This is a genomic window from Anoxynatronum buryatiense, from assembly GCF_900182905.1.
In the GTDB taxonomy this organism is placed as follows: Bacteria; Bacillota; Clostridia; order Peptostreptococcales; family Tindalliaceae; genus Anoxynatronum; species Anoxynatronum buryatiense.
In genome coordinates, this window is record NZ_FXUF01000017.1 from 29,794 (window position 1) to 45,127 (window position 15,334).

At 42.5% G+C, this 15,334-nt stretch carries 13 protein-coding genes; 8 read left to right on the forward strand and 5 right to left on the reverse strand.

Annotated elements, in window-relative coordinates:
• Window positions 1-227: 227 nt before the first annotated feature.
• A complete protein-coding gene (locus QOL74_RS16050) occupies window positions 228-1,076 on the reverse strand; it encodes a hypothetical protein (RefSeq protein ID WP_283410520.1) in 849 nt (282 codons plus the stop codon).
• Between the two features lie 652 nt (window positions 1,077-1,728).
• Between QOL74_RS16050 and QOL74_RS16055 the strand changes: the two genes are divergently transcribed.
• From QOL74_RS16055 to QOL74_RS16065, 3 genes are all read left to right on the forward strand, one after another.
• Window positions 1,729-2,340, forward strand: coding sequence for a TetR/AcrR family transcriptional regulator (locus QOL74_RS16055; protein WP_283410521.1), 612 nt, complete (start codon window positions 1,729-1,731; stop codon window positions 2,338-2,340).
• 96 nt (window positions 2,341-2,436) lie between these two features.
• The gene (locus tag QOL74_RS16060; RefSeq protein WP_283410522.1) at window positions 2,437-3,627 is read left to right on the forward strand and encodes an efflux RND transporter periplasmic adaptor subunit; all 1,191 of its coding nucleotides are present in this window, start codon (window positions 2,437-2,439) and stop codon (window positions 3,625-3,627) included.
• Window positions 3,628-3,641: 14 nt separating this feature from the next.
• Window positions 3,642-6,722, forward strand: coding sequence for an efflux RND transporter permease subunit (locus tag QOL74_RS16065; protein ID WP_283410523.1), 3,081 nt, complete (start codon window positions 3,642-3,644; stop codon window positions 6,720-6,722).
• A 167-nt stretch (window positions 6,723-6,889) separates the two neighbouring features.
• On the opposite strand, the gene QOL74_RS16070 is transcribed toward QOL74_RS16065, so the two are convergent.
• The 3 genes from QOL74_RS16070 to QOL74_RS16080 form a co-directional block, all read right to left on the reverse strand.
• Window positions 6,890-7,213: a hypothetical protein gene (locus QOL74_RS16070; RefSeq protein ID WP_283410524.1), complete on the reverse strand. Its 324-nt coding sequence runs from the start codon at window positions 7,211-7,213 to the stop codon at window positions 6,890-6,892.
• A 122-nt stretch (window positions 7,214-7,335) separates the two neighbouring features.
• Window positions 7,336-8,301, reverse strand: coding sequence for a helix-turn-helix transcriptional regulator (locus QOL74_RS16075; RefSeq protein WP_283410525.1), 966 nt, complete (start codon window positions 8,299-8,301; stop codon window positions 7,336-7,338).
• A gap of 195 nt (window positions 8,302-8,496) precedes the next feature.
• The gene (locus QOL74_RS16080; RefSeq protein WP_283410526.1) at window positions 8,497-9,516 is read right to left on the reverse strand and encodes a hypothetical protein; all 1,020 of its coding nucleotides are present in this window, start codon (window positions 9,514-9,516) and stop codon (window positions 8,497-8,499) included.
• A 411-nt stretch (window positions 9,517-9,927) separates the two neighbouring features.
• Here QOL74_RS16080 and QOL74_RS16085 point away from each other — a divergent pair, with 411 nt between their 5' ends.
• Together QOL74_RS16085 and QOL74_RS16090 are read left to right on the forward strand one after the other, a co-directional pair.
• On the forward strand, window positions 9,928-10,488 hold the full coding sequence (locus QOL74_RS16085) for a DUF2703 domain-containing protein (RefSeq protein WP_283410527.1): 561 nt from the start codon (window positions 9,928-9,930) through the stop codon (window positions 10,486-10,488).
• Between the two features lie 151 nt (window positions 10,489-10,639).
• Window positions 10,640-11,239 (forward strand): hypothetical protein, encoded by a 600-nt coding sequence (locus QOL74_RS16090; RefSeq protein ID WP_283410528.1) that lies wholly within the window; start codon window positions 10,640-10,642, stop codon window positions 11,237-11,239.
• 154 nt (window positions 11,240-11,393) lie between these two features.
• On the opposite strand, the gene QOL74_RS16095 is transcribed toward QOL74_RS16090, so the two are convergent.
• Complete coding sequence (locus QOL74_RS16095; protein WP_283410529.1) at window positions 11,394-13,094, reverse strand: methyl-accepting chemotaxis protein; 1,701 nt, start codon at window positions 13,092-13,094, stop codon at window positions 11,394-11,396.
• Window positions 13,095-13,409: 315 nt separating this feature from the next.
• Here QOL74_RS16095 and QOL74_RS16100 point away from each other — a divergent pair, with 315 nt between their 5' ends.
• The 3 genes from QOL74_RS16100 (at window position 13,410) to QOL74_RS16110 (ending at window position 15,334) form a co-directional block, all read left to right on the forward strand.
• Window positions 13,410-13,736, forward strand: a complete 327-nt coding sequence (locus QOL74_RS16100) for a hypothetical protein (RefSeq protein WP_283410530.1) — start codon at window positions 13,410-13,412, stop codon at window positions 13,734-13,736.
• Window positions 13,737-13,997: 261 nt separating this feature from the next.
• Complete coding sequence (locus QOL74_RS16105; protein WP_283410531.1) at window positions 13,998-14,141, forward strand: hypothetical protein; 144 nt, start codon at window positions 13,998-14,000, stop codon at window positions 14,139-14,141.
• A complete protein-coding gene (locus QOL74_RS16110) occupies window positions 14,138-15,334 on the forward strand; it encodes an ammonia-forming cytochrome c nitrite reductase subunit c552 (RefSeq protein WP_283410532.1) in 1,197 nt (398 codons plus the stop codon). The genes QOL74_RS16105 and QOL74_RS16110 overlap by 4 nt, the downstream gene beginning before the upstream one ends.

A 15,334-nucleotide genomic window follows, 5' to 3' on the forward strand; every position in this document is an offset into this window, starting at 1 on the left:
AGCCATGGACGACCACATCCATACATCGCTTTTTGATAACGGTCTCGGGATTTGCGAACTTGGCGGTTGGCGCGATTTTTGACCCCAAAGCTTTTTCCCCTTGCAAAAATCATGACAATCGTCAAGTTAGGACGTAGGCGCTAGCCGGAGCCGCAAATCCTCGTGTTATGTTAAGTCGCGTGCCTCTTGTCTGTGAGATCTCAATGGTTGCCGGCGCCTTGAAATGATTATATTCTTACAACATTTTTATGAAAGTATTGCTTTACTTCCTCCCTAGAACGGAATTTAACTAGATTAAGCAAACTATGTGTTTGAAACTTTCTTAAAGAGTGAAGTTTAAAATGGTATTTCAAAAAAATATTTCTTATAATATATCTTCTCAACTTCTTATCTATGTAGGATTTCATTTTAAGTCTAGCATTTATATGATCATAGATTGTATATAATGACATACAGTAGACTAACGGCAAGTACAAGACAGTTAATATAATAGGCAATAAAAATGATTTTAAAGTATCCAAACTGCCAAACGTATGAAAGTCTTTTACAGTTAAATGTATTGCATTAGCGAATATCATTAGCCCTAAAATACTAATTAGTGTTGTAATTAATTTCTCCACTTGCTTGTATTTTTCCTCAAAACTAGCTACTGCTTGTAACGCTCCTAAAAACACTAACACAAAAGTCAATATTATTTCTGGCAATAACCTAAAAGTATACGCGTTTGCAATAAACTGGATAACAACAATTATTTTAATACTTTCAATGACTTTCCTTTTAAAAAAACCTTCTTGTAACGCCTTATCTGTCGAATTAAACAATAACGCAAATGCAGTAAAAGTTACCCATATTAAAGTATCTTTAGTTAGATTGGTATCCCAATATCCAAGTATAAATAAAAAATAAATAATGCCAGCTATATAGATAAACATAATGGAAAAAACACAAAGAATAATCTTTGAACATAATACTTTAAAAACATTGGACAAAGATTCTCTTGTCCCTTTATTTACTAAGAAAAAGACAAACAACACTATTAGCCAGAAGCTAATTGCTAACTCTCTATTCGTAAACAATGAGATTCCTCCCCAAAAGAAATTTCGGTTCTCTTTTATCGACGACATGATGTGGCAGTCTTGTGCGCGATTTTATATAACGTCGTATTACCGTCACCAAGTTCGTGTTATCCCTTAAAACTAGCGGTATTTACGAACATGGTTTCGGAAATATGTACTTCTTGTCGAATTTTCTAGTCCTAATTTCTTGATAAACTCATCCGCCAGATTGCTTAAGAGCCTCAGATTTTTCAAAGACAATTACTGCGTGCATGAGTTCATATTATGGTTGATTGAGTGCATATTACAGTCGGTATAGAATGCTTATGACATAACTATTCAGCATACACCGCAAAAACCTTTTTTGCTGTTGCTCAAACAGTGTTGTTACAATTCCTGAGGGTATCTTCTGCTGAAAATTTAATGATTTCCTAAAGCCTGCAAAAGATAACCTGTAAAAGTGCTGAATGACTTCTTGTCAATATGAAATTCGATCTGATCAGTCAATTATATAATTGGCAGAAGCCGATAGCAAGGAGTTAAGCATATCGGCATGGTATATTGTATGAAAAAAGCACTCAAAAAAACAGAGAGATTCTTGACAAATCCGTTAATAAAGAGTAGTATGATAAAAAACCGAGTGAACACTATGTTTCAAGGAAGGTGCTGAAAGATGACTGATACAAGAGAACGTATAGTAGGAACCGCTTTTAAGCTTTTTATGCAAAAGAGCTTTAAGGAAGTTACTATAAAAGAGATAGTTGAGAAAACTGGAGTGTCACAGGGGGCTTTTTTTCATTATTTCAAAACAAAAGAAGATTTATTTTTGGAAGTAATTGGAAAAGCCGTATCCTCCGCTGGAGACTATTATAATAGTCTTGCCAAAGACTCCCTACAGCAATTTTATAGACAATATATACAGTCTTTTTTAGATAACTTTTTGCCTGAAATCATTTCGACAGAGGATGGAAATTCTGTGATGAATTATTTTTCACTCTACTTTGAAGCAGTGAAAATTTTTCCTGATTTTAAACGCAGGTTATCTGACATTCATGAAATTGAATTAAATAGTTGGAAGTCGGTGGTTTCGAAGGCGAGGGCTAATGGAGAAATCTCCTCTGTTATGAAGGATGAAGAAATAGCTAATATGTTTATCAACTCTGGAGATGGATTATCACTGCATATTATTTATATGGGGTATAGCAATGAAGATGTAAAAAATATGTGGATAGCTCTTTGGGATGGTTTTTATGAAGTGTTGAAATGTAAAGCAGATGATTATTGAAGATTCCATTACAAATTTTAAAATGGAAAATAATTTCCATTTTTTTTTGCAATAAAAAAAACCGACTACTCGGTATTTAACATAAGGAGGCAGAACATGAAAAAATTATTGGCATTAATGATTTTAGGAGTACTGGTACTAACGGGTTGTCAAACTCAAGCTGCAATAGAGGTAGCAGGAAAAAATGTGAGGATAGTCGAGGCTGAAATCCGCAAATATCCCGTAACTCTGGAGTATATGGGAATTGTGGATACTGAGGATACAAGGTCATCGGCCTTTAAAACAGGAGGAAAAATAGAAGAAATATACGTAAAACCAGGGCAACAGATTAATAAGGGAGATCAACTGATCCGATTGAATGAAGAGGATTTAAGATCAGCAGTAAGTGTGGCCAAGGCCCAGTATGAAGTGGCAGAAACTCAATATAATATGGCGATGAAGGGAGCAACAGAGGAGGAAATAAATCAAGCAAAAATCAGGGTGGAAGTGGCAGAAAGAAACTTAGAAAATACGAAAGATCTATATGGAAAATATCAAAAATTAGTAGAGGCAGGGGCAGTATCTCTCCAACAGCTACAAGAAATTAAGCTCAAATTGGACTTGGAAGAAAAGCAGCTTAATAGTGAGATGGAAGCCTATAACCGGATATTAAAAGGAGCGGGAGATGATGAGCTTCAAATATTAAAAAGTCAGATAGATATTGCCCAGGTCACCTATCAGCAAAGTCAAGACCTGCTTGAAGAGAGTATCCTTAGAAGTGACATAGATGGAGTTGTTTTGCAGATACAGGTGACAGAAGGAGATTATATATCCCAAGGGATGCCAGTTGTTATTATCAAGGGAGAAGAAACCACGGTAACGGTAGGCGTTAGCAATGAAGATGCAAGTATAATAGCTTTGGGAATGGATGTGATTGTAAGACATCATAACGAAGCGGTTAAGGGAATTGTAGAAACCGTATCCTCTATTCCTAAAAATCAAAGTAATCTTTATGAAGTAAAAATAGACCTGGAGCCAAATACAATCCCCATAGGATCATTCGTAAATATCGACTTTCTCTTAGGGGAAGAGGAAGGGATATTTCTTCCGATGAATATTCTTTTGAATGAAGGCATTGATTTTGTATATATTGTTCAAGATGAAAGGGCTGTAATGCGGGAAGTTCTCTTAGGCGAGGTTTTTGGAAACGAAATAAAGATTCTGGAGGGAATTAATCCGGGAGATCAAGTAATTGTGGAAGGTATGAGGAGTGTAAAAAATAATGATAATGTGGAGATTAATGAATAGAGAGGGGGCTTCAATTGTTTAAGAATATGATTAAACTACCCATAAAAAATAAAACAGTTACTATATTTTCAATGATTATGATCATCCTATTTGGATTTTATAGCTACAACACGACTCCAAAGCAAGAATACCCTGAATTTCCTGCCCCTTTTGCCATGATAACAGTGATTTACCCTGGCGCTTCAGCTGAGGAAGTTGAAGTCTTGGTAACTGAAAGGCTTGAGGAAAAGCTCGCTGAATTAAGAAATTATGATTACACCACTTCTACTACACTAAACAGTGCAGCAGCGATTATTCTTGTGTTGGATGGGAACATTTCTCAAGCTGAACTGGAGCAAACCTGGAATGAGTTATATCGTATGATGGAGGATGTGAAAAGAAATCTGCCGGCAGGAGTAGCTGATATAAATATTGACACAAATTTATTAGAGACTTCCGGGATATTGATTGGCCTATCCGGTGACAACTACAGCTATGAACGGTTGGTGGCCTACGGGGAAAGATTGAAAAATAACCTCATGGGTTTAGGAGGAATTAATCGGTTTGAAATAATTGGGGAGCAAGAAAAAGAATTGAAGGTAGAGGTAGATCTTCAAAAATTAGATTTATACAATATGTCTATTGGTGAAATTAGCAATGTCTTGGCCGCCCAAAATATTCAATTACCTTCGGGAACGATCCAGGATAATACGATGAAATTTCATGTCAATCAAGAGGGATTATTTAAGTCCTTGGAAGAAATTGAAAATACTATCATATATATTAGGGAAGACAAAATAATTGTACGACTGAAGGACGTAGCTGAGGTATACATGGGGTTGAAGGACTCGAATTACAAGATAAGAAACAATGGAGAAAGCGGATTATTACTCGCGGGATATTTTAAAGGGGATGTGAATGTAGTAGCGGCAGGTAAAGAAGTGAGAGAAGCGTTGGAGGATTTCAAAACACAACTGCCAGAGGATATAAGTATTGATGAGATTGTTTATCAGCCAGAGGAGGTTGGGAAATCTGTTAATGATTTTGTTAAAAACCTTATAGGTGGAGTATTCATTGTTATTCTCGTGGTGATGGTGGGAATGGGAATCAGAAATGCTACAACAGTTTCCTTTGCCATCCCCTTATCGATGTTTATCACCTTTATTACCATGGGGCTATTGGGGATTAAGATCCATATGATTACTATCACAGGTCTTATTATGGCACTGGGGATGCTGGTGGATAATGCCATTGTTGTGAGTGATTCCATTCAAAATAAAATTGACGAAGATATAGATCAGCTAACGGCTTGTGTAGAAGGAACAAAAGAGGTTGCTATACCAGTATTATCCTCTACCCTTACAACCATTGCAGCCTTCTCACCTTTACTATTATTACCTAAGTCGGTAGGAGCCTTCTTTGGAGGTATACCTCAGATGATTATTATATCATTGATTGCCTCCTATGGCATTGCAATCTTTATAACCCCTCTAATGGCTTATTTATTTTTCAGAAAAAGTAAGAGCAACAGGAAAAAAGACGGCAAAATCAAAAGGATGTTTGAAAGGTTATTGGTTTTAGGGATGAAATATAAAGCTCGGACTCTTCTTGTTGCTTTTATTATTCTGGTGCTATCATTAACCTTAGTGAGCACCTTACCCCAAGAACTTTTTCCAACATCAGACAAGGATATGATCTATATTGATATACAAACAGAATACCTTAGTAACCTGGATAAGACAGATGATTTAGTAAAGGAAATTGAAGCAGTGTTGCGAGAACAAACGGAAATCACCGCCTATACATCCTCTATAGGTGGAGGTCTGCCTAAGTTTGATTTATCCATTATGCCTCAATCAAATGCTCCGAACTCAGCACAGATTGTCATGCGGGTAAATTTATTAAAGGGAGAAGTATTTAAGACTAATGAAGAGCTAGTAAGACATCTTCAGAGAATATATGATAAAAAAATTGTAGGGGCAAATGTGATTGTAAAAGAACTGGAGATGGAAGGGTTTTTAGGAGCACCAATTCAAATTAAAGTTAAAGGAAAAGAAATGGAAGACATTATTGAAGCAAAGGAAACAATTAAAGATGCTCTCATAAATATAGAGGGGAGTACCAATGTAAGAGATGATTTACCGTTGTTAGATTACCAATTCAGAATGACAATAGATGGAAATAGAGCTCTGGCCTATGGATTAACAAAACACGAGATACAAAATGAAGTAAACATGGCTCTAATGGGAAAAAGAGCGTCTGTGTTTAGGGAAGAAGGAGAAGAATTTGATATTCTGGTAAAGGGGAATATATCGAGACTTGAAGAACTGGAAAATTTGAAGATTAAATCTGCAGCTACAGGATTACAGGTGCTATTGAAGGATGTAGCGAGTGTAAATTTTGAGCCCGTTGTTGGACAGATTAACCGATATAAAGGAGAACGGGCTATAGCAGTACAGGGAAATGTTGCTGAAGGATATAATGCAATTGAAATACAAACAATCTTGGAAGAAAAGATTAGGGATATCGATTTTCCTAATGTCACCATTGTCCCAGAGGGTGAAAAAGCCGATCTGGAGGGGGATTTAGGGAGCATGGGAATATCAGCAATATTTGCATTATTTTTGCTCTTTATCATTCTTATGATCCAGTTCAATTCTGTCATTCAACCGGGTATTATATTAGCTTCAATTCCTTTATCACTTATAGGCTCGATGGTGGCTCTGGCAGTATTAAGACAGCCCCTGTCCCTATTTAGCGTGTTGGGGGTGGTGAGTTTAATGGGGGTTGTTATTAATAATGCCATCATCCTAATAGACTATATCAACGGACAAAGAAAGAACGGTATGGCTATAGATGAGGCTTGTAGTAAAGCAGTAAGTGCAAGATTCAGACCAGTAATATTAAGTACCACCACTACAGTATTTGGCTTATCTCCATTAGCTTTATTTGGCAGTGACTTATTTAGACCCATGGCAATTGCTTTCATGGGGGGGCTAATGGTTGCCACCCTATTAACTTTAGTAATTATTCCAGTACTATACAGTCTAATAGAAGGAAAAATAGAAGCATTTAAGTCAATTCACAATATTAAAACCCTTGAATTACAAGAGTAAATGCAATAAATGAGGATGAGGAGAACCTGGTTTTCTGAGCGTTTACCGATAACGGCATCAATTTTCCGGTGGCCATATTCCTGTCGGTTATACACCTTCTCCGATCGATCGCTACGGAAAACGGCCTCGGATTATTGAAACATCAATGTTCATTGCCGGTTTCATCGTTAGATATTTTGGGAAGGCAAATTAGTTTCATCCTCATGAGCCACAACTTCCACTACTTCACCATCGGCGGGAGACAGAATCGCCTGATCATAACAATAATAGCTTTCAACATCCTTTGGGTTACCACGATATGATTGACCATTTTCATCAAGTATCAAAAGATCATAGGCATATCTTTGCGCCGGAATACCCCGCGAATGAGAAAAGTCCTTAAATGGCAAATCATATTGAATGCTGCTTTGATATTGATGTATATCCGGCAGATCTTTTCCATATTTTCTTTTAATTTTTATGATGCCGATGATTTGCAGGAAGGAAGGCATTGAGCTCGCAGGGCAATGTTCATCCGCCTGCGAGCGCAGTTAAAACATAGGCCTTCCATGCAATCCGGGTGCTTTCATTTTCTCGTTAGAAACAATGGAGATAAGCAATCGATTTGATTAATTCACTTCCGCACCGGTCTGATATACTTCCAAAAACGCTCCGGATTAAAATAGAAGTAAATTAACCTGCCGGGAGCGGTATCAAAGCAGTAACCAGTGCCTGTAAAATCAAAAGTTGCCATCGTCTTTTCCATCTTTTCCTCTACACTGCGATTTTCCTGCTCATAATTGAATGGCCCATGTTCAAAAACAATATATTCGGCTTCGGGAACATCAATCATAAGCATTTGTGGTGGTATTTCGCCTTCATAATCAAAAGGAAGACGTGCACCATAACATTCTGTGCGCGGAATACCCCAATCACAGAGTCTGCCGTCCGGGTCATTCATGTACGCCATAATCTGACCATTACCGCTGTTAGATTCGCTCTCACCATCATCATCCAATTTACCCTTGATACTATCGAGTAAGCCGCAAATTGTTTCGCAGTCCTCTCCCGGAATAAGACTTTGTTTTTGCCAAAAATCCCAATACCCATTACTCTCATAGTTTTTTATGTGCAAGAATTTGTGTGCGGGAATGGTTACAAAATAAATTTTAACATCATCTGCAGATTTCATCATCCCAATCTCTCCTAATCCTAAAAAGTAGCGGTCGAAAGGGTGTATTTTTGTGCGAAGAACGACAGGCTTAGGCTTTTTTCGGTATTCGCTTGGAGTGACACCATAGGTTCCTTTAAAAGCTCGGGTAAAAGCTTCGTGTGAAGAAAAACCATAATCAAAAGCAATATCTAAAAGGCTTTTCTCGCTATCGCGCACCTCCTTTAGAGCAAAGGCTAGTTTTCTAAGGCGTAGATAATTCCTATATTGCATACCCGATATTTCTTTGAATTTTCTCGTGGTATAGTATTCGGAATAGCCCAGCCTGCGAGAAAGAAAGCGTAGTGTCAAGGCTTCATCATTATAATTTTTAATACACTTGTCAATTTCATCAACGATTATTTGAATTTGCTTTTGCCACTCGTACATTTGCCTGTTCACCTCGTTTCAACCACTCTGTCTTCACTATAAAGAAATTGAGAGATTAATGCTTGACTTTACTTGCTGTTATTTTACTTTCTCATTTACTGCCAAACGTAATACTGCAGTATAAACTTCTTGTCGAATCTCCCATTACCCACAAGCAGAAGGTTGCTGTGTGTATGATAGAAAGACATCATGTATTTAATGCTTTTTCTTTTGCAGGCATGACAATTCTTGATCAAACCACGTTACAATGCCATCTCGTATATCTAAAACAGAATCATCCAAGGAGATGGGAAGGCCGCGGCAACCGCCATCACACTCGCCGATTTCTCTTTTTCTGCCGCAGCCATATCCTTTTGCAATCAGTTCCTGTAAAACTGGAGGGAATTTTTTGATAGTGTCGGTGTATTCGTGCATTTTTGTCGTCTTCACGTTGATATGATAGCCGTTGTTAAGGGAAGCGTTAATACCCCATAAATCTTTCCGCTTATAACAATATTTCACATAGATATGAAACCCTTTTATTTCCACAACGCAGGTAAGCCCTTTATTCAGATAGCGCTGATGCAGCTCCAGAATGAAATTTTGCACATTTGCCGATAAAGGCTTTATCGTATCTTGCACGATGGAAATCACATCAGTTTCATTCTTTTTCAATGCCCTGTAATCACAGCGCAAAAAAACGTTCTGATTGACGAGGGTGCCATGGTCTTTTTCGGCGATTGCCATAACCTTCAGGCCTGTCAACATGGCGGGGTTGTCTGGATATGCAATCGTTATGGTTCGGACGCCTGACAAGTTTTGCTTTTTATCATTCATATCAATGCCGTCAATACAAATACCGCAATCCGCCAGAAACCGCAGGCATTCAAGGTTTTTGGTAACAGAAAGCTTTCCATTGAATATGGTATTTCCACAGGCGAGAGATTGGGCGTTTTCAACTGGAATACCATGATAACCCATGTTCATTAGCAAGGTGCTTACATGGTGCAAGAAAGGATAGTATACTGAAAGCGTGGTGCGGTTTTCATATTCATGGGCAACTTTTGTGCTGTTATCATAGACATCGCCTTTCGTGTACAAGACATCGTAAAGCCGAACCAAAAAGGCCCTGAACGCCAGAACGCTCTCGGGAATGCTCTCTTCAACTGAAATATGTGCATATGCGGGATTGATTGCATATGCTTCGTGGGTTTCGGGCACCAGTATTTCCTTCAAATAGCTTGCCACATCCGGAAGCGTTTTTCTCATGTGCTTCACCTCCTCTAATTGATACTACAAAATAGTGAAAATGTCTGATAAATATTGAAAATACACTTAACCATATGGATTTTACGCTATTCAGGCCATTCTTGTACTATCAGAGAGTTAGCGCAGATCTCCATCGAAAAGTGCTATCGCAACGCTCTCGCTTTAAGATTTTTTGCATGAATAAGCACTCGGTTTCGCTGCTAAATGTACCTAAACGTGCTTTGTGTGTTATTAATTCTGGGCAGACTTGCCTTTTGCTGAAAAGAGGCTTACCATAGAACTTGATAAAGATTGGTGCAAAGTGAACTGAAACTAATCAAACTGCAACACAGTTAATTAAGATGTGGCAAGGTATGATGATTGTAGAGGAGTGGGAAAATGACCAACCCAGAGCAACCGATTAATGAACAGACGAATGGACCGGCTCATGAAACAGCCAGTGGAACTGACCGGCATTTTCAAGTGGATTTTCTCTACCTTGACTTAACCATCTGCAACCGTTGTCAGGAAGCGGAAACCAATCTGGAAGAAGCCCTGGCAGAAGTGGAGGAGACGCTGAAAGTTGCCGGCATACAGGTGACGGTGAACCGGGTGAACGTGAACACTGAAGCCCTGGCCCGGCAACACCGCTTTGTCAGCTCTCCCACCATTCGCATCAACGGCAGCGACATTCAGCAGCTGGTGCAGGAAAGCCAGTGCCACTGCTGTGGCGACTTGTGCGGCGATGAAGTGGACTGCCGGGTGTGGCTTTACCGGGGGCAGATCTATGAAGCGCCGCCCCGGGCTATGATTATGGAAGCATTGTTGAAAGAAGTATACGGCGGTAATGCCTGCTGCGGAACGCCGGCAAAGGCGGTGGCGGGAAAACCTTATGAGCTGCCTGAAAACCTGAAACGCTTTTATGACGCCATGGCAAAACAACCATCTTTGGAAAGGTGAGATCAGTTACATGCAGCCAGACCAGCATCAAAGTCATTCACATCTTTCGCATCAATTACAATCGCTGCATCAATCGCATCAACCGCATCAATCAGAGAAAACGGGGAAGCAACGGAGAAGAAGCCAAAAGGGAAGATGCGGCAGCAGGTTTTTGCGATATGCCAGTTGTCTGATGGCTGTCATCCTTTTCACCAGCCTGCTGACGGCCTGCGCGACTTTTCCTGAAATCATTCAAATCCCTGTGATTCAGAAGAGTTCGCTGACAACATCGGAAGAAGCGCTGCTGCAGGCGGTGGGAGTTGAGCGTACCTTCGCTTTTGATGTGCGCCTGGATCAACTGCCTTCAGAGGCTGTGAATTTTAAGGTGCAGGTCTACGAATCGGGAGAACTGACGAATACCACCATGGATTTTGGCATGAGTGGGTTTTTGGAAAAGAATACCCAGCGGCTGATCTGGAGCCATATTGGAGCAGGAATAACGGGGGAAGAAGTATGGGTGTTATCATTTGCGGGCGGTACCCATCGGGTGAAGCATGAAAATGCTGATGACATGATGGGTTGGTCTTGGACCCAGGCAGAAAGCATCGAAGACGTCACTCCGGGAGAGACGGTGATGCTGGCGGCGGTTGTGGGTACCCGAAGTGGTGCCCTTCGATCACCGGGGGTGATTTTCGGTGGTGATGAAGCTGATGTTGACAATCCTCTGGCCCTGTATGATGTGGCCTATGTACTAACCGCCACCTTTGAATAGAAGCACAGAAAACAGCCCTGAACCGGTGCCTTTTGAAGGCTGGCGCAGGGCTGTTGTGATTCGTGATTACCTGTCACCCGTTACAGAGATGTTGCCATCAGATGGCAGTGTTGCCGGGTGAAGTGAAGTGATGCGGTATGATGCCAGGGGCGCACTATACCCGGAAGAACTGAATGCTCTTCTGAAGGTCTAATGCCAGCAACGCCAACGATTCACTGGCGCTGGAAATTTCTTCAAGCGATGCCGTCTGTTCTTCGACAGAAGCGGAAGCTTCTTCGGTGCCGGCGGCGTTTTCCTGTGAAATGGCTGACAGGCTTTCCACTACCCGAATCATTTCGTCCTTTTTCGTGCCCATGGTTTTGCTGGAGGCATCAATGCCTGTCACCGCTTCATTGATCTTTTCAATGGCGGCACCGATGCCCATGAAATTGTGAGAGGTGGTTTCCAGATGGCCGGCCTGGGAGGCCACGGTGGTCTCCATCACTTTTACTGTGTCAACAGCGGCGCTGGTTTTGGCAGACAGCTCCTGAATAATGGTGGTGATTTCTTCGGTGAAGCGGCTGGAATCCTCCGCCAGCTTTCGAATTTCATCAGCCACCACGGCAAAACCGCTGCCGGCTTCTCCTGCCCGGGCCGCTTCGATGGTGGCGTTCAGTGCCAGGAGATTGGTTTGACTGGCGATGTTGCGAATCATGCCGCTGGCAGCCTGAATTTTTTCGGCGCTTTCATTGGTGGTGTAAATAATGGTGCCTATTTCTTTTGATGCCTTCTGGTTGGTGTCATTGCTGTTCAACAGTTCCTGGAAGGTGACCATGCTTTCCTCTTTTAGGCGGTTCACCTGGTTGGCAGACTGGCTGAGGTGGGTCACATCCTGTTGATTTTTTTCGATGAGCGTTCCCAAGTCATGGCCGTAAACAGCGCCTGCCTCGGTATCTTTGGCCTGGCGCACGGCGCTTTCAGCGATTTCTTCAATGGTACGACTGACGGCCTCGGCAGCGGCAGAAGACTGCTGACTGGTGGCGCTCAGTTCCTGTGAAGAAGCGGTGAGAGATCCGGCATATTCGGCAATTTGCCCCACCATTGCCAGCAGGGTTTTTCGCATATGTTCAATGGATTGGGCCATGTCGCCAAACTCATCGCGAGAGGCCAGCAGCACCGGGTCGGTTTCCATGGTGAGGGTTCCCTGAGCAATGGTGTTCAGTTGCTGCTGGGTGCTTTTGACAGCCTTCATGATGTACCGGGAAATGAAAAAGAGAATGGTGCCCAACACCAGAAAGATCACCACACTGGTGAGGATGATCTGCATCAGGGTGGCGGCGACAGTGGCGTGCACCCGCTCCATGGAGAAGCCCAGGTTGACGGCACCGATATGCTGGCCTTCAATGGACACCGGGTACACCACTTCATAAACCCGCACATTCCCCACGGGATAAACGTATTCAGAGGTATAGGTTTCTCCTGCTACAGCACCTGCATAGCTGCCGTCATCAGATAATGTAATGCCAATGCGGTCATGGTTGGAATGGGCAACGGCCGTCAGGTCTGAGTTGATGAAGGTGGCAAAAACAATACTTTCATCGTCGGCTAAATCTTCCATGAAAGTCTGTAATTCTGTGAAATCAGATGAATCGTTGGAAATGCCGGCCCGTTGAGCCTGAGTGGTGGCTTCCAGCTGAATATACTTGGTTGCCAGTGCCGCCACTTCCAGTCCGTTTTCCTGCATTTGATTGATCAGACTGATTCTGGCAGTTCGGGCTGATGTGGCACTGAGAATCGCCATCGAAATAAGAATAACCAATAAGGGGATCACAATCAGCTTTCTTTGAATCGATACTTTGCGGACTTTCTTTTCCATGATGAATAACCTCCTATAAATTAAGTGTGCTAATTTGTAAATCGGTCTTGAGAACTATTCCTAATATACGCGTGTGTATGCCATTATGTTTCACTCTGCCGCAGAACATTTTCTGCAGCCTTGCCATTCCAACATTTTGACAGCTTGCCTAAGAAGTCTGAAAGTGGTGGCTGGAAAGACAACAGCACCACCATGGAAGGTGATGCTGTTACAAAGTATACTACTGTTAGATGAAGTTGATGTGAAGTTCGGGTGAAAAATGAGTGGTATTTTGGAAACGAGCGGGTAAAATACCCTTAAGAGGAGGCGTCAACAATGCGTATTACCGGCAGTGGTAAACTTGATCCGGATTTTTCTAAAATTCCAAAGCAACAACAAATACTGGGAATCGTTACAGAAGCAGCACTTTTTATTCCGGGCACTACCGAATGGCTGCTGCCCCGCATCAGTCCCCGATGCGAAAACTGTGGAGGCGGCCACCCCTTTCAGGTGTCAATGGCTTATCGACCGCTTCTGGGCGGGGTTGTTCCACTGATTAAACTGGCAAAAAGCCATCACCTGATGTGCACTCATTGTGGCGAAACCATCGAGTTGGAAGCAGAAGAATATCATAAAATCAAGGGCAGACTCCAGGAACCGTAAGCGTCCGCTGTGGCATGTAGCAGAAAGATAGATGGCCTTTACCGCCTTGACCAAAAGAGGTGTGTCCAGTCGTTGAATTAGGTGTTTTGGTAACGAAATAGCGGGTAATACCTCAATAAGATCGGACGAAGGGTATGGTTATGTTCGATCCAAAATGTTAATTAATTAACAAAACGAATGGAGTGATTGTTTCTATAGCGTCTTAATGAAAATGAAGCAGGAGAAGGAAAAGGAACAGCAAAAGCAAAGAATCATAAGAAAATGGAAAATCAAAAGAAGCAAAAATGCAAGAAAGCAAGAATGCAAAAAAACAATAGAACAGTTGAAAAGCGACGAGAAAAGGACAAGAAAAAATGGGAAAGAACAGAAGCGGAAATGTCAAATGAAGGGGGCGAAACAACATGAGGGGAAAGTTAAACCGCAGAACCAGCATCATCATTCTGGCTATGGCCACCATTGTTGCTATTTTTGCCATCGCTGTGCATCAGGACCGAACGGTGGAAATTGAAATCATCAGGGCCGAAGCCTGGGCAGAGCAGTACCCCGACCAGTACCGCACCTACCTGCAGAATGAAGAAATGGTGCGCACCACCTTTGGCGGCTCAGAACCCATCGATTACCTGGAAAAATACCCGGAGCTGCTCACCATCTATGACGGCGTGGGCTTCAGCATTGAGTATCTGCGGGCCCGGGGGCACGTCTACGCTTTGGAAGATGTGATTCACACAGAACGGGGCAAGCCGGGAGCCAGCTGCCTGGCCTGTAAAACACCTGACTATGTGGCCATGGAGGCCACCCACGGCAGCGCTCTTTATGCCATGGACTTTAATGAAATGGCCGCCCAGGCCCACAGCGGCGTCAGCTGTTATGACTGCCACCGCAACGAACCCGGCGTGCTTCATATCACCCGGGGGCATTTGGAAAAGGGTCTCTCCCATCTGGAAGAAGAGTATCAGATGAAAAATCTGGTTTGTGCCCAGTGCCACATCGAATACTTCCTTGACCCGGAAACAAAGGAAGTCACGGTTCCCTGGAAATATGGCACCGATGTGGCCGAGGTTGAAGCCACTTTCATGGAATGGAACTACATTGACTGGGTGCATCCCCAAACCGGCGGTGAGCTTTACAAGATCCAGCATCCTGAATTTGAAACCTACCTGGGCAGCACCCATCAGCAGTTTGGCATCAGCTGTGTGGACTGTCATATGCCCCGCATCACCAATGATGCCGGCGAGCAGTTCCCTTCCCATCACTGGACAAGCCCCCTGAAAACGGTGGAGGCCTCCTGTCTGGGCTGCCACGGCGAATCAGAGGCTGAGCTGGTGGCAGAAGTGGAACGCCTCCAGGGCACTGTGGAAAACAAAACCGTGGAAGTCAGCCGACAGCTGGTGGCCCTCATCGAAGCCATTGCCGGTGCCAGAGACACCCTGCCGGAAGCCACGCTGGAAGAAGTTTATCAGCTCCACCGCAGCGCCCAGATTCGCTGGGACTTTGTTTTCGTGGAAAACAGCCAGGGATTCCACCACTACGATAAAGCCATGAGCTACCTCAATGAAGCTGAAGCCATGATCAATGAAGCCATGAGCCTGTTGCCCTGA